Below are 16,243 nucleotides of genomic sequence, written 5' to 3'. Positions count from 1 at the left end.
CTACACCCCGACCGGCGAGCCGGTGCGCAACGACACCATCGTGATCCCGTCGCGGGCCAGCCACGCCTCGATTTCGTCGTCGGCAAAGCTGGCCACACCGGCATCGTTGAGGATGCGCATCACGGTCGGATGCGGTCGCAACCGATGCGGGGCGACCTGCACGACGTCACCGACGTGATCGCCTTCGAACCCCGCCGGGACCACCGCCGGTGTGTCGGACAGGAACGCGAACATGATGATGTGGTAGCCGCCGTCGGCCCACGCGCCACGCAGCTCATACACCCCGGTCAAGGTCAGCTTCCCGACCTCGCAGCCGGACTCCTCCAGAGTCTCCCTCCGGGCGGTGTCGACCACGCTCTCACCGAACTCGATCCGGCCACCAGGCAGCAGCCAATGCCCGGCGTACGGACCACGTTCCTGCCGCAGAAACGTCACCGACCCATCCGGACCCGGCACAATCGCCAACGCCGCCGAGCTGACCTTGCCGTACCCGCTCAACGCCGATCCCACCCCATCAAACACGAACTCGATACCACGCGACTCCACACGTACGCGGCCGGTCTATTCGACCGCCGACCCTACACCGGCAACCGCCGCCCCTGCCGCATCCCAGCGCTCGGCGGGCCAGCCCAGTTCACCGGGCCGAAGCCGTTCACGGCCCCCATCCGCCGAGGTGAATCTGGTGATCGGCATGGCTGACCGTGACGCCGCCACGTACCTGGTGCTGGCACGCGCCGACCTGCTTACCGAACGGCCGACGCTGCTCGACCAAGACGTGGTCACCATAGGGCGACTTTCGGACGTGAGGGCGGTGGACCCGCCGAACACCATCATCGTTCGCTGGGCCGACCTCGGCGTGGTGGATCTGATGGCTCGCACCGTGGACGGCTCTCGACGGGCACAGCAAGTAGCCACCGGAGACGCGCTGTTCGAATCGCTGCTGCCGGGGTTCCCACTGGCGGCCCTGACACGCCAGATCACTGCGGACGGGCCGATTCAGCCGGCAACGCCGCTGCTCTATGCCATCCACGCCGGACAGGCCCTGCACCTCTACAGCAGGGTCGAGATCACCGCCGACGACGTGTGCTTCCTGCGCACCGCGACCGTCCCGGCGCCGGCCGACGGCCTCGACAACCTTGACTGGCTACGAGCCGCGTTCCAGACACACGCCGGGCTCGCCCCAACGCTCAACAGCTACCAGTGCTACTTCCGCAAGGCATTCCCCGGCCAGGAACTGGAACACAAGTACACCCTGCCCGACCACGCCCCAATCTGGACGCTCGCCGCCGATACCCACCATCGCGTGCACGCCGGCCACCTGCCCGGCTTCACGCTCAAGTACCACGACGAACTGCAAACCTGGGACTACCTCAACCACCTATTCGACATCGACGAACCAGCCACCGAACGCGGCTACGTCTCATTCATCCCATCCATCACCACGCCCGGGTGGCGAATGAAACGCAAATGGTTCACCACCGACAGCTTCGCCCGCCGCGAACAACTCACCGACCTACCACCCATCGACGGCAGCCTCGACGACTACGTCCACGACGTCCTGCGATTGCAGGCACGCCGGCTGCCCACCTTCCGCCGCATCCGTTACGACGTCAACGTGGAGTCGCTGTCCACCGGCCACTACTACGGCGTGTTCTTCGACCGCTGCCACCTCACCGAGCAGCCAACACAAGCCATGTCCCAGTGCGAAGTCGAGTACTGCAACAGCCGCACCACCCGCCCACCCGACGAGGCAGAAGTCCTTTCCGAGATAGAGCGCGTGGCGATCTGGGTGGGGACCATCCTCGATGACCACAACCTGCCCACGACGCGCTCGCACTACTCCAAGCTGTCCTACCTCCGCGACGCCGTGGCCGGCCGCGCCGGCGCAAGAGCACCACATGCAGGCGTGTGATCAAGCCCCTTCCCAGCCCGCAACGCGCGCCCACGCGGTCCGAGGCTGGTTCCACTTCACGCACCTGCTGTTGTCGGGAGCGCCTGGCCAGGGCCTAGGCCAGACCTAGCCAGCACCGGAGTCCGACTCGGCCTGAACACTCACCCGGCATCCCATCACCCACCCCGAGATCACAGGCGCCGTCTCCCGACCCAGCCGGCCAAATCCTCGGTGATACCGACCTAGGCAACAGGCAACGACGACCATGCCGTCGAAGCGGCGCCACCAGTACCGACACGCAGAAGGGCGCACCTGCCCACAACGCAAACCGCACACAGCCCTGCTCCCTGCACACCGCGCCCGATGAGGCCCTCTTCCAATGCGAGATCGAAGCCGTACTCACCCGCAGCATCCTTCCATCCGACGAAAGGCTGACCTAGACGAGTTCGAGACCCTCACTGGCTGGTGCGGGCATGGATGACGATGCACCGTGGACGAGCGCGCGGCTCGTGGCCGCCGATGTGGAGGGCAACGGCCAGCAGCCGCCGCGACTGGTGGAGCTGGCGGTCGTACCGATCGATGCGGGTGTCATCGGCGACCCGGTGAGCTGGCTGGTCCGCCCACCCAGTCCGATCAGGCTGATTCTTGACGAGTTGGAGTCCCTCGCCGCCTGGTGCAGCAAACTCCTGAGCGAGCACCGAATCACAGCGGATGCGAGCTACTATTCAAAGCTGTCGTACCTCCGGGACGTCGTCCACCGCCCACCGGAACTCGCGGACGCCACGGAGTCCGTATCCGCAACGTAGCGTCGGCTAACCGGATGGTCGATCCTCATCGACTCGACCGCGATCGGAATGAAAGTCCGCCCCCGTTCCATCGCCGAGGCAGGGCGACGGCGAGGATCAGGTGTCGCGTTCGATCCGCTCGAAGATGTCGGCGTCGGTTTCCTGCTGCCACGCGGGCAGGTCTGGCCAGTCAGCCACGTAGGACGGCTTGGGATCGGGGAACTGCCTGAAAATCTGGCCTGTCCAGCACAGTGCGACGAACCGACCCTTCTGGTCCCGGGTGAGCTTGGCAGCGGCACCGTCCGTCGCCTTCAGGAACGCGAATACCTGCTCGTACACGGCGGCTGCGCTGGCCCGTTCCCAATCCGGGGTCTCCTCCCACGGCGCGACGTAGCCCGGTTTCGGAGTGCCAGGGTAGTGCGCCCGGACTCCAGCGATCCATGCCTCCCGAAAGACCCGGCCCGGCTCTACTTCCACTGTCATGCTCCCTGTCTCGCCACCTAAGCGCCGATGGCTGCCGTGATCTGGTCGTTGAGGTGCCCAACATGCCGGTCATCGGTGAACGGCGCCATCTGGCGCTGCAAGCCGCGTAGCTTCCGCTTCAGCATGCCTGATCGGCTCTGGCGTTCGGCATCCAGCGCGGCAGCGCCATACAACACGATCTGGTGCACGTCCCTACGCTGCGCTCCCACGACCGCTAGATCCGTGAGAACGGCACCACGGCGACGGATCGACAGACGCGCGCCAAGCGCCTCCTGGAGGGCGAGTTGCGCGCGGTCCGGGCGGCGCAGGGTCACGTAGCAGGTGCCCCGTTCCTCCGCCATGCGCGTGCCGTCGAACCTCAGCCACCCGCCGTTGTGCACCTCGCCGCGCAGTTGGTGTACCTCCTCGGCGGCATCCAGTGCCCGTTCGCACTCATCGAACCGACCCAGACCGGCCAGTGCCTGCGCCCGAATGGTTCTGTGGGCCAGTTCGGGTCCCACTTGTCGGGGTCTATCGAGCCCACCTCTCGGTAGCCGATTTCTGTGTTCGTGAGTTGTGGACCCGCCCTGGAGGGGGCTGGCTCGGCTGAGGCGAATCTGGTTGCCGGGTCGAGGATCGGCACATAGCGTGCCCGGGGTGACCGTTGAGGTGCCGTTCCGCCCGCTCTTCGTTGACCAGACTGACGTTCGCTACGCCCATGGGCCTGACTCGCGTCGGCGGGCTGAGGCGCCGATGGGTCAGACGGTCGAGTTCGGCTGGGACGACAGCGCCGTTTACCCGGGTACGTCGCGGAAGTTCTGGGTTCACGTGCCGGCTCAGTACGACCGGTCACAGCCCGCGTCGCTGATCGTTTTCCTGGACGGACAGTGGTACCTCGATCCAGAGGGCGAGGTTCGCGGCGCGATCGTGTTGGACAATCTGATCCACAGCGGTGATATCCCGGTCACCATTGGCCTGTTCGTCGACCCCGGCATCCTCGCGGACGCGCAGAATCCGAAGAACCGCAACATCGAGTACGACGCCTTCGACGATCGCCTGGTCACCTTCCTGTTGACCGAGATCATCCCGCAGGTCGCGCAGCGCTACTCGATCACTGACAACCCCGACCGGTGGGGCATCTGCGGATGCCCACCGGAAACCCCTACCCGGAGTTGATCCCCAGCGTCGCTCGGAAGCCGTTGCGGATCTTCATGCAGGCCGGCCACCGAGACCTGCACTGGAACGAGCCCGAACGAAACTGGCTCGCCAGCAACCTGCACGTCGCAGCCGCCTTGGCCGAAGCCGGCTATGACTTCCGGCTCGTACTCGGCGACGGAGGCCACAACCCCAACCACGCCGGCGTCCTTCTCCCGGACGCACTGCGCTGGCTGTTTGCGCTACCCACAAGGTGAGCGAGGACGCCGGTATTCACCTTCCTGGTGCGCTGCGCGCTGCGGTCGCCGCCATCAGCTGAGCTGGCATCAGCGTCGCGCTGGTCGACATCGGATCCGATACCACGCTCCTCACCTGCATCTTGTTCGCCAGTTCGGGCCCCACCCGATCGGGTGGTTTCGATGTTCGCGACTTCCGGGCCCACTTGGCGCGGTGGGAGCATCGGCGGGTCTGGACGGGAGCCCGCCTATGCCGCCGATGTCGAAGGTCGACCTGTTCGCGGCGATCCGACGGGACTCCCGCGCCGGCCTGTCCGTGCGCGGCCTGGCCCGCAAGTATCAGGTCAGCCGCCGCACGGTCCGCTCGGCGCTGAGCTCGGCGTGGCCGGCACCGCGCAAACCGATGACGCCGCGGGCCTCGAAGCTGGACGCGTTCAAGCCGGTCATCGACGACATCCTGCGCGCGGACCTGGACGCACCCCGCAAGCAGCGGCACACCGTGAAGCGGATCTACGACCGGCTGATCGCCGAACACGACATGCACGACGTGTCCTACGCGGTGGTCCGCGCCTACGTCGCAGACCGCAAGCCGAAGATCCGCGTCGAGGCCGGCCGGGGACCGGTCAACGTGTTCTTCCCACAGACCCACCGGCCCGGCGCGGAGGCCGAGGTCGACTTCGGTGAGGTCGCCATCAACCTGCGCGGCGAACTGGTGACCTGCATGCTGTTCGCGTTCCGGCTTTCCTTCTCCGGCAAGGCCGTCCACAAGATTTTTGCGTCAGGTGGGTCGGAAGCATTCCTGGAAGGCCACGTCCACGCCTTCACCACGCTCGGCGGTGTCCCCACCGGCAAGATCCGCTACGACAACCTGAAGGCGGCGGTCGCCCAAGTCCTCGGGTTCACCCGGCAACGCGTCGAAACCGCTCGATGGACCGCGTTCCGTTCTCACTTCGCCGTCGATCCTTTCTACTGCCAGCCAGGCTTGCAGGGCGCTCACGAGAAGGGCGGTGTCGAGGGGCAAATCGGTTGGTTCCGCCGCAACCACCTCGTCCCCGTCCCCGAAGTCGAGTCGTTCGAGCAGCTCAACGCCATGGTCGACGCGTGGGACGCCGCCGACGACGCCCGGCGCATTGGGAGCCGAGCCCACACCGTCGGGGAGCTGTTCGCCATCGAGCAGCCGCTGCTGGTGCCGCTGCCGGACGAGTTGTTCGAGACCGGCATCTGGCTGGGACCCCGCGTTGACCGCTACAGCCAGATCACCGTCCGGACCAACCGCTACTCCGTGCCAGCACGGCTGGTCGGCCGGCAGGTCCGGGTCCACCTGCATGCCTCCCACCTGGTCATCTACGACGGCCGCACCGAAGTGGCCCGGCACGAACGGCTGATGGCCAAGAGCGGCACCCGCTTAGACCTGGACCACTACCTGGAGGCCCTGCTACGCAAACCCGGTGCGCTGCCCGGCTCTACCGCTCTCGAGCAGGCGCGCGCCGCCGGCAAGTTCACCCCGGTCCACGACGCCTGGTGGGAAGCCGTCCGCAAGACTCACGGCGACGCCGCCGGCACCCGCGCCCTGATCGAGGTCCTGCTGCTGCACCGGCACATGCCGCACGAACACGTCGTCGCCGGCCTGGCCGCCGCACTGCGCGCCGGCGCGTTGACCGCGGACGCGGTCGCGTTGCAGGCCCGCAAGTTCGCCGAGACCGAGGACCACCCGCGCACCCTCGACGAACCGGCCCGGCCCGCCAGCAACGTCGTGTCGTTGACCGAGCGCCGCCTCGCCCAACTACCGGCCGACACCCGGCCGGCGCCGTCGGTCGCCGCCTATGACCAGCTGCTCCGCCACCGTCGCACCGCAGAAGGGAACAAGCCATGACCCGTCATCGAGGACTCACCGAACAGGCCGCCGACGCGGCGATCGACTCCGCCTGCCGGCTGCTGCGCCTGCCCACCATCCGCGGCCAGTTCCCCGACCTCGCCGAGGCCGCCGCCCGCGACCAGATGACCTACCGCGGGTTCCTCGCCGAGCTGCTCATGGCTGAATGCGACGACCGAGCCCGGCGCCGGTCCGAACGGCGGATCAAGGCCGCCGCATTCCCGCGGGACAAGAGCCTGCGCGCGTTCGACTTCGACGCCAACTCCAACGTCGACCCCGCCGTCGTCCACACCCTCGCCAGCTGCGACTGGGTCCGCAAAGGCCTGCCGCTCTGCCTGATCGGGGACTCCGGCACCGGCAAGAGCCACCTGCTCATCGCGCTGGGCAGCGAAGCCGCCATGGCCGGCTTCCGGGTCCGCTACGTGCTTGCGACCAAACTCGTCAACGAGCTCGTCGAAGCCGCCGACGACAAGATGCTCGTGAAGACGATCGCCCGCTACGGCCGCGTCGATCTGCTTTGCATCGACGAACTTGGCTATATGGAACTGGACAAGCGGGGCGCTGAGCTGCTCTTTCAAGTTCTCACCGAACGCGAGGAGAAAGCCTCCGTCGCCATAGCTTCCAACGAAGCCTTCTCAGCCTGGACGAAGACGTTCACCGACCCGCGGCTCTGCGCCGCGATCGTCGACCGGCTCACCTTCGGCGGCAACATCATCGAGACCGGCACCGACTCCTACCGGCTCGCCAAGACCCGCAACCAGCTTGCTAACACCGGCCAATGAACCACCCGCCAGCTGGTGTCATGGTCGTCTACGCCCTCACCGAACCCGTCGACGACTTCGACGCGCTCACCCCGCTACCCGACTGGATCACCGCCGACCCCGTCGCGCGCACCCACTGGGCCTTGCAGGCCGTGCTCGCCCTCGCCGACGTCGCTGACCACGTCCAATGGGACGGCGAGATGCGCCACCTGCCCTCCGTCGGCGCGGTCCTCGCACCGCCCGAATCGCATCCCTACCTGGTGGTCAAGCAGGACAACAACGGCACCACCTTCGTGATCAGCGACATCGAGATCCCCGGACTCGCCGGCGTCACCGCCCACACCGCGCACGCGATCCGCCGGCCGATCGGAGGCTGGACCCACCCCACCAGCCACGACATCCCAGCAATGCCGCTCCCCGACACCGCCGTTCTCACCCGCCCGGACGCCGACCCACCCTTCTAAGCCCCATCCGACGATGCCTGAGCCACCGCAGAAGTGGGCCCCAAGGTCAGCGACATTGATCAAGGAAAACCACTCGACCCGGGCCCCAAAGTCGCGCACATCTGGGCCCCGTTCACACGCACGAAGCCACCCGAACGGACTGCACCCAGTGACGGGTAGACAACGAGGTGTCACCATTGATCGCAAGCCGAGCTGCGGCGTCGAGCATCGGTTCTGCTGCTGAAAACGCGCCGTCATACAGGCTGACATAGGCGTAGCGGGTCATCGCGCCAGCCCACAGGTCGAATGCGTTGGCCTCCCTGCTCGCCGTAGCCGCCAGCGAGTAGCACTGGGCCCCCTCGTCGTACCGGTCAGCATCGAAGGCAAGCTCACCGGCGAGTTGGAGAAGGTCGGCAGCGACGGCGCACACCTGCCGACGAACGTCCGGGCCTTGCGAGCGCCGCAACGCCTCGGTGATGAGCGCGAGCTACCGGTGCACGAGCGGCGAGGCTGTCGCCTTGTACTCAGACGATCCGAATGTCCGCCACAGCGAGGCGTTCAGCCGTCCGGTACTGGCTCAGCATCTCGGCGTCAAGCGGCCCGTGAGCGATCCGCTGCGGCGGCGATCCGCTCCCAATCCACCGGGCCGGCGTTGAGCGGAGCACCGACGAAGGCGCCCGCCGTCGTCAGCAGGCGCAGCAGTTCCCGACGGTCCACGCCATCAGTATCAGTCTCCTCCGTGATCTCGCCCTCGCCGAGCCGGCGTGGTACGGCGACGTCGCCCATCAGAACCGGCGCCTGACTAACATGGCCCGTGTTATCTGCATCGATCCGGTCAACGCCGAAGCCCTGCGAGCGTGCGTTGCCACGTACGATGTAAAAGCCCAGCTCAGCGTCCGTAGCTGCGCTCAGCACAGTGCGGAAGGCCGTCCTCACCATGGGAGTCGGCCACCGTATGACGCCTCGCTCCAACTTGCCGACGTAGATCGTATCGATGCACGGCAAGGCCCGCCGCACCGGTACGGGCGACACCGAACCGGAACCGCGTTCAGCCGGCCGACTCGCCTTGGGCGGACTGCTCGAACAAGTAGGTGTTGGCGAGATCGGCGAGCTCCTGGCGGGACATACAGCGGCCCGATCCGGAGGACGAGAGCCGGCTCAGGCGTGCAGAACGGAGCAGGTCGTTAGGTAGACGCCGTGCCTCACTCGACACATTCACCGACCTCCGCCCGCCTTGCGTCACCAGCGTAGACCGGGCACAGCGTGGCCGTCACGTTCAGCCAGGTGGGGTTATGACGCAGGCGCCGACGGGGTGACGTACGGTCACCCGGGTTGCGAAGGATCTGGGTGTGGGGGTTGGCCCGCTTTGTACGGACAGGGTCGATAAGTTGATCACGCTACCTTGCTGGTTGGCCTGCGGGAATAGGCGGTCGCTTCGTACTTGACCGGACTCATGTAGTCCAGGGTGGAATCGCGGCGGAGGGTGTTGTACCCGCCCTCGATCCAGTCGAAGACCGCTGCACGGGCGGCAGTACGCGGGTCGGCCACGCCGGCAGGAGGGATGTTTCGGGTATCCGACACGTCTAGCCAGGCGGAGTCGGGGCTCGATACGGTGGTCGTGCGGTGCTGAGGAGGCGCGGCGTTGCTATTGTCGGCTTGGCTCCGGGTCGGCGGTTGAATTGACGACCAACCGCGTCTTGGTGTCATCGGTGCATTGCAGGAGAGCGGCATGCAACCCGAGCTGCGCCTAGGGCGCGTCCCACAAGCGGCGCTGCGAACGAGCGCGTTGGAGGCGTTCGTCGCAGCGGTGGCGCGCAACAGCGACGCCGTCGCTCAAGATCCAAATGTCCTTGATATTGCGGCGGCGGTCTTCGAGGCATTCGCATCCCGTCGATCGTCAGGGGGGTTGTCCAGGCAGGATCTCCTTGATGCGTGTGCTGGGGTATGTGACGAGCGGAGCTTCGATAGCCGGTTTGAACTATTCAAAAAGCTGAAGCTATTGATACCGGGAGTTGCCAAGGCGCATGAGGACCGATACCTGTTCAACCCATATGGTGCTGCCGGGATTCTGGTATTCGACCGAGTATCGAGTACCGGTGGGGTTGATGAGCTATTGGCTTTGCTTGATAGGACCCGCCTCGCTATCAGTCGTGGGACTGCGACGGCCGAGCAGGTCAGCGCGGCATTAACATGGGCACGTGGAATGCTCGTAGTCGCCGCCGATTACCTCCTGATGCTCGTACGCACCCGTTCGTTGGAGATGATGATTGCTGAGCGGCACCAGCATCAGCATCCGTCACTGATGACCGACGTAAAGGCCGTCACCGAGCTAGTGCGCCTGAAGTACACCGAGATGGACCCACTCGCCTATACAGTGATTTTGGAGGCGCAGCGGTATCTGGATGCGCGAACACAGTTCGTCGACCGCATCTTGGAGGAAGGCGCGCGCGCCGAGGATTTTGGCGTCCTTCACCATGAGCAGTATCTAGCCGTGGCGAGAGATGGGTCGGCCGAACTCCTGTCGAAGGCTCTGGAACGGTTCGTGTTCGATCCTGTCGACCTGCCTCTGAGTACAGCGACGATCGCGCTAGAGGTTGACCAACTTCGCCCTCCGGCTCCTAAGGCGCCACAGCCACCTCGGCCAGACAACGCCCGGACGCGCGATGACCCATTCCGGGCTCTTGTCGAAAGAGAAGACCGACGCGTCAGCATCGCTTCTGACGAGGCCGAAGTGCTGCTGGGTGCGGAGAGTATGGTGGATATTTCCGACGAGATGTCAGCTCGCGGCTGGCCGGGAGCCGCCCGCCTGCTCGTATCCATGGTCCGCGCAACCGGCCCGGGACGACCATTCGCTCTAGAGTTCGGCGACTCCTTGCGCGTGGATCCGACCGGGCAGGTGACCTATCTCTCGCCCGTCCGATTGAAGCGTACGCCCCATGCAGCAGTGGAAACTGTTGATGAATAGATCGTCCGCCGACCCCAGACTGGCCCTCGCGAGACTCAGAGCGGCGGGCATCGCGGCACCACGCTCACCGCTCGACGGGCCGGCGGCTCGAGCGGGCCGTGCTGTGGTCCGAGCAACGGCCCGAGGCGAGGTGATGGAGCTCCTCGCTTGGCCAACCGGGTTCGAGCCCGCAGCGCAGGAGGTACAGGCCGCAGGAGTCCCCCCGTTCGTGATGCTCACCTTTGCTGCTTGTCTTGGTGTCTGCTGGTCTGACCGGGCCGCTCATCCCTGGCCCAGCGTTTCGTGCTCCGAGCAAGACATTACTCTCGCCGTCGCATCGGCACGGGCTGACACCATCGACCCAGGGTTCGCTGGAAGGGTGCGCAGCGCCCTTGGCTCCTTGCACGTCGCGCTGTGGATCGAACGCGGTGAGAGCACGGTCAGTTTGGGGCCCCGCGTCGCAACGTGGTCGGAGACCGACGTAGATCTGCTCCGCGGCGTTTACGGGCGGCTTCCTCGGACGCCTGACGCTGGGGTGAACCGGTGACCGTCCTAGCCGACATAAGTCCTACTCGATATGCCCAGGTCTTGGCGGCTCTCGCAGCTTTGGAAACCGGTGACGAGCCGATCCGGGAGAGTGACTATGCCGCGCTGCGTGAGCCAGACCTCCGCGAATGCGTCCGAATTTGCCTTCACGAGGCGGGCCGAGTGCTGCTGCGCACGGCTGATGGTTTCACTTCCGGCTATGCGGTGGACGTCGCAGAGGCTCTTGCTGACGAGGGTGTGGGAGTCCTTGAGAGGAACGATCGGGCCGTTTTGGTACTAGTCCTTCTTCATTGCGTTGCGATACCGCGGGCCAGAGGTAGGATCATGGGGTCGGGATGGTTTCCGGGAGTAGCGATATCGAGGACGGAGCTAACAATCAGCAAGATCCCAACCACGGTTGTACACGACTCGCTTCGCCGGCTGGAGGAACGGCGTCTCATTCGCTACGTGACTCGGAACAAACTGGTGGCCCCTGGACCGCAACTCGTCCGGCTGACCCCCGAAGCCGCCGCTCGGCTATGGGAGGAACTCGTTCTTCTCGCGGAGCCAGAAGGAGCCATGGCGGACGTCATTCGTCGTCGAAGGTGGCGGACAGTTCGCGGAGCGGAGTAGAAGCATGGCAAGAGGTCCTCGGAGTCGCCTACTTGGCGCCCTTGCTGGCAGCGCCGCTGCCGACCTAGGGGTGATTGGAGGAAGGCAGCTTGTTGCGGTCCAAACTGTCGACATCGCACGGCTCACTACGGATCCGGTCCCGATTGTTCCAGGCAGCTTCATTGCGGTGACTGGGCAAGGAGCGAAATCGGACTCCAACGGATCCGGCAAAACCACCTTCCTCAGCGCCGTCTCGCTGTTGTATTGCGATCCACAATGGCGGCTAGACGTTGACGGCCGATACACGCTTGGATTGCTCTTCCGGCCTGGCGCAGCAGGTCTGGACCCGGCGGGAGGCGGTGCCGAACGCGGATACATCATTGGTGTCTTCGCTGATAGCGACGCCGACTCCCTCGCTGGCGTCATAACCGTCTGGGTTCGAGTGTCCCGAAAACCACCTCTGGTAGTTCTCCGATATGTCACCGGACTACATGTCCTGCACGGGATAAACGACCAAGAGCGGTCAGACCAGGCCGACGAGCTTTGGGCACAGCTACCTCAAAGCAACGAGCGCGGCTCCCGCGACATGACCTCCACTCTCTTCGGAAACGCACCGCGATGCCTTGCCTACCTCGACTCGACACTGCGACCGTCCGTGCCCTCACTTCTCTCCCAACAAATAACACAGATGCCACCAGATCGTATCGGTGAAGCGCTGATCGCGTTGACTGGACGTGACGAGCTACTGGACAACGAGCTCAAGGTCCGACGAAAGCACGCCAACCAGCTCGCGGTACTTGACGGACGAGTTGATGATGACAAGCGGGATCGACTGACCGAAGACGCGCAACTTGCAGAGTTGGGGCGTCGAGAGTTGGCCCGCTCAGCATTGGCTAAGGCTGACCAATGCTGGGAGGCATACCTTGCACAGGGCTTTATAGAAAGGACCCAGCTTCACAGGGAGAAGATGGCCGAGCTCGCCGAGGTTCGGGACGAGTTGCGCAAAGCGGTGGACGCGCATGAGGCCAAGAAAGCCGAGCACAAGGGTCACGCGGCGAACACCGATCTGACTCGGGACGCCGACGACGCTGAGAAGGAGCGGGACAAGATCGGGCGCCAGCGAGGCGCCACACGGGAGGCGATCGGCAAACATACCGCCACTATTGAGGGGCTCGGCGTAGAAGCCCTACGTCTGAGAGGGCTAGCGGAAGGAGACGATGGGAAGCCAGTAGATGAACACTTGACGCACGTGCAGAACGCAGAGGACGACCTCGTAGCCGCAAAGGCGGAATTTGGCCTGGCTGAAAAGCGCCTTCAACTGGCGAACGAAGAGCTCGAAAATGTGAAGGAAGGACGCGAAGGGCTCGCTGGCAGAGTTTTGGCGGCGCTGGACGGGGTTGCCGACGCGGTCAGCCTCCTCGACGCCGTAGCCGTTACAGAACCTAACAGAGCTACCTGGGAACCACGATTGTGGTTACATCGAGATGCCGTAGTGGTAGCGCCAGGGGATGAGCAATCCGCGCTTCGCGCTCTCCAATCAGTGCCAGGCGCGACGCTCGTGCTGGCCGACGGCCCGCTAGACGAACTCGCAGCAGGTGTATTGCCCGACGGTCTTACCTCCTCGGTGCCGCTTTCGCGGTTTCTCAATGCCCTCAAGGACCGTCTCGATTTCCGAGGAGATCCTTCTCACGTTAGGGATAGCGGCCTCTCCGAAGCCGTGCTCGGCGGATTCGCCAGTCCTTTCGCCGGCAGGGAAGCGCGGCTCAACCTTGCCCGCGCCGAAGTCACCACGGCGACGAGCTTCCTGCGTGACAAAGACCAGGAACTCAGGCGAGCCGTTTTGAAGTTGAAGCACGAACGTCAACTGCTAGAAGCAGCTGAGGCTACGGCGCGGCTCATTGGTGTGAGAGCAGGTATCAAGGCCGCCGAGGCGAACCTCGGAATCGAACGGGACCGTGAAGCAGCCGCCGAAGCCAAATGGAAGGAAGCCGATGCTGTGTACACTTCCGCCAAGAGCGCGCTCGACAACCATGAAGAACGACTTAGGAGGCTAGCGGATGAGCTCAAAGCCTGTCAGGACAGGCGGGGAGAGTTGGCGCGCGAGGAAAGGGCCGCTAATGTGGCAGTCGATCGTGTTCAGATCAGCGTGTGGCGGGACACCTGGCATCAGCCGTACGAGACGGCGACCGCACTAGTTGAGCGAGAGGAAACGCGACGGGGAAGGCATCCTGCAGCATGGTGGCTGGGCCAAGCGAGCCTGTCGTTTAAGGAAGCCCTCACCTACACTACCAATGATCCAAACCTGCCGGATTCTCGTGAAGAATCTGCCCCACCAACCGCCCCACAAATAGACAGCTTCGACTTTGACCTGCCAGATTCAGCCATGTATGCAACCTACACCCGCAGCCTGCGTGATCTCCTCGACGCGACAAACGAGAAGGATAGAATTCTTCAGGACCGGATACAGCGCAGCCGCGAGAAGCGGCAGCAGGAAATCGCCGAAACCGAAGCGGAACTCGAACAAATTAGCGGCGACCTGAAGAAACAGCAGGAAATGGTCGAGAGCTCGATCGACACGGCGCTTAGGAATATAAGCGCGCGCCTCGACGAATTGGACATGGAGCGAGGCTACGGCGCGCGACTGGACGTCGCGATCAGCCGTCCACCTGGGCCAGAAGATTCCTGGGGCTGGCATGTGACGCCGAAGTGGAAGCGCTCCTCGTCTGGCGGTTACATTTCATATAGGGAAGTCGCGAACAGTGCGCAGGTGAAGATATTCGCGATTCAACTCGTTCTGGCGGCGCTCCTCGTTGACGACAGTGTACCGGCTCGCCTCCTGATCCTCGATGAGCTCGGTAACAGTCTGGGCGATGCCAATCGCAAGGATGTTCTTTCGGCACTACACAACGTCGCTAAAAGACAGGGCGTGACCATACTCGGAACTTGTCAGGACAGCGTCATCTATGACGCGGCAGGCGTGTGTGGTGAGATCCTCTGGTTCAGCCACACTACTGCATCAGAGCCATACAACAGGCCCACCCGGGCTTGGGGCTTCGACTCTGACCACAAGAGAGTCGATCTCCTGGCACCCTGGCTCAGAGAAGGCCGTGAGGAGCCCTGAGTTCAAGATCTGCCAGGGTCTCGTCGAGCACAGACAAGACAACGTCGTGGAGTGTCTGTTGCTCTCGGCTCCTCCCAGCTAGCTCGGGATACTCCGCGATCACCTTGGCCAGCTCTCGAAAAGCCGGCGGGCCATTGGCGACTAACTCTTTGGCTATTGCCACCGACCGGTCCTTCTGCTCGGATGTGGTGAACCGATGTGGACCCTCAATCCAACCATTCGCGGTCATACCGACTGGGTTAAAAGACCTCCCAAGCTTGCGCTCGATGTCCGCCACAATCCGCAATCCGTCAGCATCCAAGTCCCCCCAAACAGCTAGCGGAAGGTGCCTTAGCAACTTAAGCAATTCCACCAAACCGTGAGCGGCGTAGCCCTTTCCCCATACGATGATCCAACGCTCCGCTATCGACCGGAGTTTGCAGACCTCCTGAAACGACGTCTGGTTCTCGACGACAAAGACGCCACGCGCTTTCGAATAGTTGATCTGCCCAATCAGTCGCGCCCCATTTGACGGCAATCCGGTCCAAGGATCAGCAACGCTCGCGTCAGCCGCGACAGATCCGATGCGCCACTCAAGCGGGCCGCGCACTCGAAGCTCATAGTCTGGCGTTGTCATTAGCTCGGTAAGCGGGGAGCCTAGGATATTCTCAACCGCAAGCCGCCGAGGGGCGGTCCATTCCTCCTTCGATGCGCGACGGTCCGGAAAGGCCCACGCCGTCGCCTCGTCCATTGGTGGTTTCCGCCCAGGATTTGGGCGGCGATACCACCATGCTGCGATTCGTAATGCGAACTCATACGGCGACCATCGAGAAGCCCTTGTTTTTGTATCCGATGGAGGGATTAGCGGCGATGTCTGGTCCTGGGCTCGAAGCATGTCATACTCGTTGATCAATTCGGGCATTCCTGCTATCACGGCTAGGAGAGCTGCACGTGCTTCGACCGGCTGCGCTTTGCCAGTCAGCTCTACCAGTTTCTCGGCGGCCACCTCCGCCCAAAACGGCGTTAGGCGAAGCGTGACAATTGATGACAATCGGAAGCTGGAGTCAAGCCGGACCTTTAGCATGAGGCCGCCGCACCTTGTCAGCTCGTACGCCAACTCCTCGGCGCGGTCGCCCCATTTCGACTCCACGCTACGCCACTGTCTTCGCTTCTCCCGGAGGAACCAAACAAGTTCGTCCTTCGTGATCGAAGGCGAAGGAACGAATCGCTCAAGGGAGCCCGTGCCGTTGATTTCGGCCACCTTGGGACAGAAACGGCCCCGCTTGTTGGGTCTTTTTCCCACTGGATAGACGGCGAACGCCTCAAGCGTCTCCGGCAGGCCGGGCAACGAGAACCGCTCGCGAACGAGAATTGGGGCCTCGCCCTGTTCGTCCTTCATCCAGGCTTCTTTCGCTCGTGGGCATCGTGGTCGAGTCGCTATCGCGGGCCGCCCGTA

14 protein-coding genes and 1 pseudogene are annotated in these 16,243 nt (G+C 64.1%); 8 read left to right on the top strand and 7 right to left on the bottom strand.

The annotated features are described in order from the left end of the window. Positions 1–510 (bottom strand): NUDIX hydrolase, encoded by a 510-nt coding sequence (locus KIF24_RS16775; RefSeq protein ID WP_331461372.1) that lies wholly within the window; start codon positions 508–510, stop codon positions 1–3. A 163-nt stretch (positions 511–673) separates the two neighbouring features. Here KIF24_RS16775 and KIF24_RS16770 point away from each other — a divergent pair, with 163 nt between their 5' ends. Then, positions 674–1,912 carry a hypothetical protein gene (locus KIF24_RS16770; RefSeq protein WP_221084843.1) on the top strand — a complete coding sequence of 413 codons (1,239 nt, stop codon included), beginning with the start codon at positions 674–676 and terminating at the stop codon, positions 1,910–1,912. 452 nt (positions 1,913–2,364) lie between these two features. After that, positions 2,365–2,697, top strand: a complete 333-nt coding sequence (locus KIF24_RS16765) for a 3'-5' exonuclease family protein (RefSeq protein WP_221084842.1) — start codon at positions 2,365–2,367, stop codon at positions 2,695–2,697. A 96-nt stretch (positions 2,698–2,793) separates the two neighbouring features. Here KIF24_RS16765 and KIF24_RS16760 read toward each other — a convergent pair whose 3' ends face one another. Continuing rightward, positions 2,794–3,159 carry a hypothetical protein gene (locus tag KIF24_RS16760; protein WP_221084841.1) on the bottom strand — a complete coding sequence of 122 codons (366 nt, stop codon included), beginning with the start codon at positions 3,157–3,159 and terminating at the stop codon, positions 2,794–2,796. 17 nt (positions 3,160–3,176) lie between these two features. Next, positions 3,177–3,659 carry a hypothetical protein gene (locus KIF24_RS33000; RefSeq protein ID WP_230415683.1) on the bottom strand — a complete coding sequence of 161 codons (483 nt, stop codon included), beginning with the start codon at positions 3,657–3,659 and terminating at the stop codon, positions 3,177–3,179. A 136-nt stretch (positions 3,660–3,795) separates the two neighbouring features. On the opposite strand from KIF24_RS33000, the pseudogene KIF24_RS32995 reads away from it, so the two are divergent. The 4 genes and pseudogenes from KIF24_RS32995 to KIF24_RS16735 all read left to right on the top strand — a co-directional run bounded on the left by KIF24_RS32995 (position 3,796) and on the right by KIF24_RS16735 (position 7,627). After that, positions 3,796–4,550: pseudogene (locus tag KIF24_RS32995) on the top strand (alpha/beta hydrolase). A 238-nt stretch (positions 4,551–4,788) separates the two neighbouring features. Continuing rightward, entirely contained in the window at positions 4,789–6,402 is a 1,614-nt protein-coding gene (gene istA, locus KIF24_RS16745; protein WP_221087399.1) for an IS21 family transposase, read from the top strand. Beyond that, complete coding sequence (gene istB / locus KIF24_RS16740) at positions 6,399–7,184, top strand: IS21-like element helper ATPase IstB (RefSeq protein ID WP_221084840.1); 786 nt, start codon at positions 6,399–6,401, stop codon at positions 7,182–7,184. The genes istA and istB overlap by 4 nt, the downstream gene beginning before the upstream one ends. Before the next feature lie 20 nt (positions 7,185–7,204). Continuing rightward, on the top strand, positions 7,205–7,627 hold the full coding sequence (locus tag KIF24_RS16735) for a hypothetical protein (protein WP_221084839.1): 423 nt from the start codon (positions 7,205–7,207) through the stop codon (positions 7,625–7,627). A 112-nt stretch (positions 7,628–7,739) separates the two neighbouring features. Here KIF24_RS16735 and KIF24_RS16730 read toward each other — a convergent pair whose 3' ends face one another. The 3 genes from KIF24_RS16730 to KIF24_RS16720 all read right to left on the bottom strand — a co-directional run bounded on the left by KIF24_RS16730 (position 7,740) and on the right by KIF24_RS16720 (position 9,154). Continuing rightward, positions 7,740–8,036 (bottom strand): hypothetical protein, encoded by a 297-nt coding sequence (locus KIF24_RS16730; protein ID WP_221084838.1) that lies wholly within the window; start codon positions 8,034–8,036, stop codon positions 7,740–7,742. A 161-nt stretch (positions 8,037–8,197) separates the two neighbouring features. After that, positions 8,198–8,545, bottom strand: a complete 348-nt coding sequence (locus KIF24_RS16725; protein WP_221084837.1) for a hypothetical protein — start codon at positions 8,543–8,545, stop codon at positions 8,198–8,200. A 453-nt stretch (positions 8,546–8,998) separates the two neighbouring features. Next, positions 8,999–9,154, bottom strand: a complete 156-nt coding sequence (locus KIF24_RS16720; RefSeq protein WP_221084836.1) for an IS3 family transposase — start codon at positions 9,152–9,154, stop codon at positions 8,999–9,001. Between the two features lie 181 nt (positions 9,155–9,335). Here KIF24_RS16720 and KIF24_RS16715 point away from each other — a divergent pair, with 181 nt between their 5' ends. Both KIF24_RS16715 and KIF24_RS16710 read left to right on the top strand, forming a co-directional pair. Next, on the top strand, positions 9,336–10,571 hold the full coding sequence (locus KIF24_RS16715) for a hypothetical protein (RefSeq protein WP_221084835.1): 1,236 nt from the start codon (positions 9,336–9,338) through the stop codon (positions 10,569–10,571). 1,771 nt (positions 10,572–12,342) lie between these two features. Then, on the top strand, positions 12,343–14,808 hold the full coding sequence (locus KIF24_RS16710) for a hypothetical protein (protein WP_221084834.1): 2,466 nt from the start codon (positions 12,343–12,345) through the stop codon (positions 14,806–14,808). Here the strand turns inward: KIF24_RS16710 and KIF24_RS16705 are convergent. After that, positions 14,783–16,186, bottom strand: coding sequence for a Wadjet anti-phage system protein JetD domain-containing protein (locus KIF24_RS16705; protein ID WP_221084833.1), 1,404 nt, complete (start codon positions 16,184–16,186; stop codon positions 14,783–14,785). The genes KIF24_RS16710 and KIF24_RS16705 overlap by 26 nt on opposite strands. Positions 16,187–16,243 lie beyond the last annotated feature (57 nt).

It is taken from the genome of Micromonospora tarapacensis (genome assembly GCF_019697375.1).
Classification (GTDB): domain Bacteria; phylum Actinomycetota; class Actinomycetes; order Mycobacteriales; family Micromonosporaceae; genus Micromonospora; species Micromonospora tarapacensis.
Note: the sequence above shows the minus strand (reverse complement) of the source record. Positions and strands in the feature narration are given on the sequence as shown.

Excerpts from the sequence above, each read along its gene's own strand:
- KIF24_RS16765 (WP_221084842.1), top strand. The coding sequence starts at position 2,365 with ATGGATGACGATGCACCGTGGACGAGCGCGCGGCTCGTGGCCGCCGAT.
- KIF24_RS16760 (WP_221084841.1), bottom strand. The coding sequence starts at position 3,159 with ATGACAGTGGAAGTAGAGCCGGGCCGGGTCTTTCGGGAGGCATGGATC.
- istA (WP_221087399.1), top strand. The coding sequence starts at position 4,789 with ATGTCGAAGGTCGACCTGTTCGCGGCGATCCGACGGGACTCCCGCGCC.
- istB (WP_221084840.1), top strand. The coding sequence starts at position 6,399 with ATGACCCGTCATCGAGGACTCACCGAACAGGCCGCCGACGCGGCGATC.
- KIF24_RS16735 (WP_221084839.1), top strand. The coding sequence starts at position 7,205 with ATGGTCGTCTACGCCCTCACCGAACCCGTCGACGACTTCGACGCGCTC.
- KIF24_RS16725 (WP_221084837.1), bottom strand. The coding sequence starts at position 8,545 with ATGGTGAGGACGGCCTTCCGCACTGTGCTGAGCGCAGCTACGGACGCT.
- KIF24_RS16715 (WP_221084835.1), top strand. The coding sequence starts at position 9,336 with ATGCAACCCGAGCTGCGCCTAGGGCGCGTCCCACAAGCGGCGCTGCGA.
- KIF24_RS16705 (WP_221084833.1), bottom strand. The coding sequence starts at position 16,186 with ATGAAGGACGAACAGGGCGAGGCCCCAATTCTCGTTCGCGAGCGGTTC.